This is a genomic window from Clostridium sp. AM42-4 (assembly GCF_003480105.1).
Lineage (GTDB): Bacteria > Bacillota > Clostridia > Lachnospirales > Lachnospiraceae > Brotaphodocola.
In genome coordinates, this window is record NZ_QUIK01000002.1 from 179,205 (window position 1) to 185,784 (window position 6,580).

The window sequence follows — 6,580 nt, forward strand, 5'->3', positions numbered from 1 at the left end:
CGGCAGTCCCTTTTCTATTTACTGTTCCCCGATCCAGTCCTTCACCTGGTTTAATACCATGGAATCGTAATCGGTATTTCTCTGTTCAAAATTCAGGAACTGGTTGTTCGGCTGCCGGTTGTTTTTCTGGGATTTCTGATTCTTCTGGCCTTTATACTTTTCGTCCAGCACGGAAATATCCGTCAGGCTGTGCACGCCGGCTTTTCTCCACTCGGAAAGGATCCGGTCCGCATAGCGGAAGCTCGGATTGTGTGTCGCCTCAATGGTACGGTTGCACGCTTCCAGAACCACCTCTTTGGTAAACCCATACTCGCCAAACCAGCGCTCGATCATTTCCCGCTCCATTTCCCCCGGGTTTCTTCCGGTCAGGCCAAATGCCCGCATGACGGAAAACGAGTTCTTCGTAAAGCCGCTTGCATAAGCCTTGGCCTGCTCCACGGTCGCAAAGCCCTTTTCGTGCCAGCTGATGGCAACCGTCTCAATATAGCGGATGCTGGTGTGGCCTCCCTGCACACAATGCTCCACCAGGTATTCCAGAAGCTCAGCCGACATATGAAGCCCATCGTAAAGATAGGCAAATACCTCCAGCTCTCTCTGGGTAAATATCTTATTCAGATAACGCTGGGCAATGTAGAGCAGCTCTGCAAATTCCCCATCGCCCTGCAGGCGGTTTACCTGGTCCTGGCTATACACCGGACGCGTCGTTTTCGCCCCGGCACCGCCAGCTGCCAAAGTGGCAGACACCTCACCAGTCCGGCCCACACGGCGGATATCTTCTGTCCCGTTCTGGGAAGCCGCAGCCGTCTGGTCTGATGCCGCTTCTGCTGTCCCGTTTTTGCTGGCAGCCGTACCCTTTGCAGCAGCCAGTGCTTCCCCGGTGCTGATCACGCCAAGCTTTTCCCAGTAGGCCAGCGCACGCCGGATATCTGCCTCTGTATGGTTTAAACCGTCCGCGATCTTTCCGGGACTCATGGGTTCGTCCTTGTGCCGGAGCAGATACAGGTATACCTTCACATATTCCCCGTTTGCTTCCGCCAGATACCGGTCAATAAATTCGTTGGAAACCAGGGTTGCATCCACCTGGAAATGATATGTAAAACTCATAAAAACCTCACCTTTCCTGTCTGCTAACATCTTACCACATCCAAAATTAAAAAGAAATAGCTGAGTTTATCCACAGAATTCCTTGTGGATAATGTGGATAATGTGGATATAATGTTTTCCCATGTCCCGAAAAAAGGCGCGAAAACCGTCGAATTATAGATAAAACCGTGGTTTTTTAAATTTTCAGATACTTTCTTATGTAAATTAAAAAATCCACATAGTCCCTTTACATAAAAAGTGGAAAACTATGTGGATAATGTGGATAACTATTTGTTAAGAAGCTTTTCCCCAACTTTTACAATGTCTCCGGCGCCCATAGTTATCAACAAATCACCGGTGGAACAATTTTTTAAAAGAAATGCTTCAATTTCTTCAAATGATGGGAAATAATGCACTTCCGAGCCCAGCTTTTCGATGCGGGAAGCGATATCTGCGGAGCTGATGCCCAGCGTATCTGTCTCCCGCGCCGCATAAATATCTGCAAGAACAACGGCATCTGCCGCAGAAAGTGCCTCTGCAAACTCATCTAAAAATGCCTTGGTCCGGGTATAAGTATGCGGCTGGAATACACACCAGAGTTTTTTGTGTGGATAATTCTTTGCAGCCTTTAGGGTTGCTGTGATCTCCTGTGGATGATGTGCGTAATCATCGATGATGGTAATGCCATTCAGCTCGCCCTTCTTCTCAAAACGGCGGTCCGTTCCGGTAAAATGAAGAAGTCCTTCCGCGATTGCCTCATCCGGGATAGCCAGCGCCTTTGCCGCAGCGATAGCAGCCAGTGCATTGTATACATTGTGCTCACCAGGAACACCCAGCGTGATCGTTCCGGCTTTCTTTCCCTGCTCCATAACCGTAAAGGCCGGGCGTGCGAACGCATCGTATGTAATCTCTGCCGCGCTGTAGTCACTCTCTGCGCTATGACCAAAGGTCACCACCTTGCAAGGCAGCCCGCCGCAGATCTCCTCATAGTTTTTGATATCACGGTTAATGATCAGAAGTCCCTTTTCATCCAGCTTCTGTGCAAACAGGCGGAAGGAATGGCGGATATCATCCAGATCCTTAAAGAAATCCAGATGGTCTGCTTCTATATTTAAAATGATCTCCATGGTCGGGAAGAAAGAAAGGAAACTGTTGGTGTACTCACATGCCTCGGTCACAAACAGCTCCGGTCCGCCCACACGGATATTGCCGCCGATGGAATGCAGGATTCCGCCGACAGAAATGGTCGGGTTCTTTTCGGCTGCCAGTAAAATCTCGGTCAGCATGGAGGTTGTCGTAGTCTTTCCGTGGGTTCCGGATACCGCGATCGCCTCTCCGTAGTTTTTCATAATCTGACCTAAAAGTTCTGCACGGCTCATCATCGGGATACCACGGCGCACAACCTCGGCATACTCCGGGTTATCCGCATGGACTGCTGCGGTATAAACCACCAGGTCGATATCATCGGTGATGTTTGCTGCTGCCTGGCCATACATGACCTTAGCACCTGCCGACGCAAGGTGATCCGTCAGTTCACTCTCATGCGCATCGGAACCGCTGATGCGAAAGCCCTCCTGCATTAAAATCTCTGCAAGTCCGCTCATGCTGATGCCGCCGATGCCGATAAAGTGAATGGCAATGGGTTTCCTGAAATCTATCTGATACATAATGGCTTCCATCCTTTTCCTTATTAATTTCATGATTAAAATTCTTCTTATATATTATATTGCCTCATATTCTTTTCCTTTTTACTTCCTTTTGCGGGAAAAGTCAATGTTTTTCTAGTCTTTCCATGGAAATTGTAATATAATCGTATAGAAAAAACCGTTGCTGTCTGCACGATAGCCACAGCATCCGGTAAAAGAAAAGAAAGGAGAAACAGTCTGTTTACAGAGGTATCTTACTATGAAATCTAACCATACACCGAAATCGCTTGCTGGTGCCGTTCCCGGCTTCTTTGTCAGCCTGTTCGGCATCCTCGGATGGCTTTTTCAGTCCATTCTTCACCTGTTTACCTGCGGGCTGATCCTCTGCGGCCTCATTGGCCTGCTAATCTATGCCAAGGTGCGCCCGGAGCTCGACCACTGCCGGGAAGTTGCCTACGATAAGCTCGCACAGATGCAGCGCCAGGACTTCAGTATGCTGTCTGACACGGAAATATACGATAAAAACGACCAGCTCATCGGGCTGATCAATGCCGGACATTACGAATATGTCCCGATCAGCCAGATCAGCATGAATCTGCAGAATGCTTATATTGCCCAGGAGGACCGGCGTTTTAAATCGCACACCGGTGTCGACTGGATCGCGACCTTCCGCGCCGGTCTTGCCCTCATCAAAAACCGCGGTGAGATCACCCAGGGCGGAAGCACCATCACCCAGCAGGTGGTAAAGAACACGTACCTGACCCAGGAACAGAGCTTTACCCGCAAGATCGTGGAGATCCTGCTGGCGCCGGAGATTGAGAAAAAGTATTCCAAGGCAGATATCATGGAATTTTACTGCAACACCAATTTCTACGGCAACCACTGCTATGGCGTGGAAGCTGCCAGCCGCTACTACTTCGGCAAGGATGCCAGCGACTTAGAGCCTTACGAGGCCGCTGTGTTAGTCGGCATCAGCAACAGCCCCACCGCCTACAATCCCGTCCGCAACCCGGAGGCTTCTTTGGAAAAACGAAACGATGTCCTGCACAGCATGCTGGAGGTGGGGTATCTTACGGAAGATGCTTACAACAGCGCCATCAGCCAGCCTTTAAACATCGTTCAGGAGGAAGGCGAGGGAAGCAACGAGAATTACATGAGCAGCTATGCCATCCACTGCGCAGCCCTGACGCTCATGAAGCTGGAAAATTTCCCATTCCAGTATACCTTCAAAGACAAATCCGATTACGACTCTTATATGGAAAATTACCAGGCTACCTACACGGAAAAAGCCGATGATATCCGCGCGGGCGGCTACCGCATTTACACCACACTCGACCAGAATCTCCAGCAGGCCTTACAGACCCAGCTGGACGATGTCCTCTCCCCGTACACGGAGCTTCAGGATAACGGAAAATATGCCCTTCAGGGTGCCGGAGTCATTGTGGACAACCAGACCGGCTGCGTGGCTGCCATTGTCGGCGGACGCGGCACCACAGACCCTTACAACCGTGCATACTTAAGTGCAAGACAGCCGGGAAGTACCATTAAGCCGCTCATCGACTACGGTCCGGCGTTTGATACCGGCGAATATTATCCGGCCCGCTTAGTCAACGACCACAAATTTGAAGGCGGCCCTTCCAACAGCGGCGGCTCCTACTATGGCAACGTATCCGTGCGGGAAGCCTTAAACCGGAGCTTAAACACCGTAGCATGGCAGATCCTGACCGATATCGGGGTCGATTACGGCCTGAACTATCTGAGAGAAATGGAGTTCCAGAAGCTTACTTATATCGATAACGGAGTTCCGTCCTTAAGTATCGGCGGATTCACCAACGGCGTCCGCGTTGTGGACATGGCTAAGGGCTACAGCACACTGGCAAACGGCGGCATCTATAACGACCAGACCTGCATCCGCAGAATTGATCATGAACATAACGGAGAATTAACAAAGAACTTAAAGCCGCATACCCAGCTGGTCTACCAGCAAGATTCCGCCTATATGCTGACCGATGTCCTGAAAGGGACTTTAAACGAGCCCTACGGAACCGGTTATGGCCTGGCACTGGAAAGCGGCATGCCTGCCGCCGGTAAGACCGGTACCACCAACAGCAGTAAAGACACCTGGTTCTGCGGCTATACCCGCTACTACACCACCGCAGTCTGGGTCGGCTACGACACCCCGCGTGCGATGCCGGGTATCTACGGAAAAACCTACGCCGGAAGGATCTGGAAGCAGGTCATGGACCAGATCCACGAGGGCAAGGAGCTGTCAGACTGGGAACAGCCTGTTACCGTGGAAATGACAACCGACTCCAAGAGCGGCATCACCGATCTGTTCAGCTCCACCTTAAATGAACGGGCACAGCAGAGCCTCCACGATAAGGAACAGCGCAAGCTGGAAGCAGACCTGGAAACTGCAGTAACCGCATTTGAAGACAAGACCATCGAGACCGTGGAAGACACTTACTGGGTCAAGGAACAGTATCAGAGCATCATCTCCAGGCTGAACCTGATGGACGGAAGCGAAAAACGGACCGAGCTTCTGGAGCGCATGACAAAGCGCAACGAAGAATTCACCCCGATCATCAACGACATGAAAGACACCATTGCCCTTTACGAAGTACAGAAAGCAAAGGAAAAAGCAGAAGCCCAGAAAAAGGCAGAAGAAGAAGCCATTACAACACGGAAAAACCTGGAGATCCAGACCCGGAAGAACACCTTCTTAAGTGCCCTGCGCGATGTAGAAAACCTGGAATACCAGTCTGAGGATGCCGAAGACATTGCACAAAATGCCATCGACAAGCTTTCCCTGGTAGAAAGCTACGAGGAAGCTGCTTCCTACAAAGAACGGCTCCAGAAAGCCATTGACCGCATTGCCACCCTGCCGACGGAAGACGAATGGGAAGCAGAGCAGGAAAAGAAGGAAGAAGCAGAAGTAGCCGCACAGGCTGCGAACGAGCAGAAGATCGGTCTGGAGCAGCAGTCCCTGCGGAATTATTTAAGCCAGGCAAAACGCAGCTGGACCACCTGGTCTTCCCAGATGACCGACAATGCAGGACCCGGAATCGATCATAATTCCGGAACATCCCGCTTCCCGGGATCCGGCACAACCACTGCCCCCGGCTCTGGCAGTTCCCAATCAGCCGTCACTACAGGACCAACAGGAGGAGGAAATTAAACGATGAATCAATATAATCCTGGCAAACAGGCTGAGGCGATCGACAACGTAACATCCACCTCTGGCAAATCGGCTGAAGTAATCGACACCGCGAAAATCCAGGCTGCTCTGGAAAAACGGGCCGACCAGGAGACTACTGCTCTCCCACGCCTGACCGTTCCGGATATCAGCGAAGATCCTTCTTCCCCAGATCCGGAACCGGCCGCCGGCCACACAACCGATCTCTCCGGTAAGATCCGGACTGCCAGACAGATCTCCGAATCCGGAGCAGGCAAAAAAACTTTCTTTAAAAAACGCAGCACCGGCCACTCCGCAAGAGAACGCTGGTGGGACCCTTCGGTCCGCTCCTGGTTTTATACTTTCATGTGCATGAACATGCCGCTTGTCGGCTGGTTCTACCTCTTCCATGAAGCGAAACACGAAGAAGACCCGCAGCGAAAGGAATTCGCCCGGGCCTACCTGTTTTACAAACTCGTATTTCTCATTACGGGACTGGTTGTCCTGCTGATCCTTTTGTTGATCGGGCTGGGACTCTTAGACCAGCTGCTTGCCTACATGGAGATGCTGTAACAATATCACACAGTAAACACAAATGGGCCGGAAGGTTCCGTCCCCCCCCAATGGCGGGGACGAAACCTTTCGGCCCTCGTTCGTTACTGTGTGATATTGTTTA

General features: G+C 51.1%; 4 protein-coding genes. 2 read left to right on the plus strand and 2 right to left on the minus strand.

Annotated features, from left to right (window positions below):
• Window positions 1-18: 18 nt before the first annotated feature.
• Window positions 19-1,104 (minus strand): DnaD domain protein, encoded by a 1,086-nt coding sequence (locus tag DW922_RS02195; protein WP_118718724.1) that lies wholly within the window; start codon window positions 1,102-1,104, stop codon window positions 19-21.
• Window positions 1,105-1,370: 266 nt separating this feature from the next.
• On the minus strand, window positions 1,371-2,750 hold the full coding sequence (gene murC, locus DW922_RS02200; protein WP_118725734.1) for a UDP-N-acetylmuramate--L-alanine ligase: 1,380 nt from the start codon (window positions 2,748-2,750) through the stop codon (window positions 1,371-1,373).
• 238 nt (window positions 2,751-2,988) lie between these two features.
• Here murC and DW922_RS02205 point away from each other — a divergent pair, with 238 nt between their 5' ends.
• Together DW922_RS02205 and DW922_RS02210 are read left to right on the plus strand one after the other, a co-directional pair.
• Complete coding sequence (locus tag DW922_RS02205) at window positions 2,989-5,907, plus strand: transglycosylase domain-containing protein (RefSeq protein ID WP_118725663.1); 2,919 nt, start codon at window positions 2,989-2,991, stop codon at window positions 5,905-5,907.
• 3 nt (window positions 5,908-5,910) lie between these two features.
• Window positions 5,911-6,477, plus strand: a complete 567-nt coding sequence (locus DW922_RS02210; RefSeq protein ID WP_118725664.1) for a hypothetical protein — start codon at window positions 5,911-5,913, stop codon at window positions 6,475-6,477.
• Window positions 6,478-6,580: the final 103 nt, after the last annotated feature.

What these genes read in the sequence shown, in the direction of transcription:
- murC (WP_118725734.1), bottom strand. Translation starts at nt 2,750, where the DNA reads ATGTATCAGATAGATTTCAGGAAACCCATTGCCATTCACTTTATCGGC.
- DW922_RS02205 (WP_118725663.1), top strand. Translation starts at nt 2,989, where the DNA reads ATGAAATCTAACCATACACCGAAATCGCTTGCTGGTGCCGTTCCCGGC.
- DW922_RS02195 (WP_118718724.1), bottom strand. Translation starts at nt 1,104, where the DNA reads ATGAGTTTTACATATCATTTCCAGGTGGATGCAACCCTGGTTTCCAAC.
- DW922_RS02210 (WP_118725664.1), top strand. Translation starts at nt 5,911, where the DNA reads ATGAATCAATATAATCCTGGCAAACAGGCTGAGGCGATCGACAACGTA.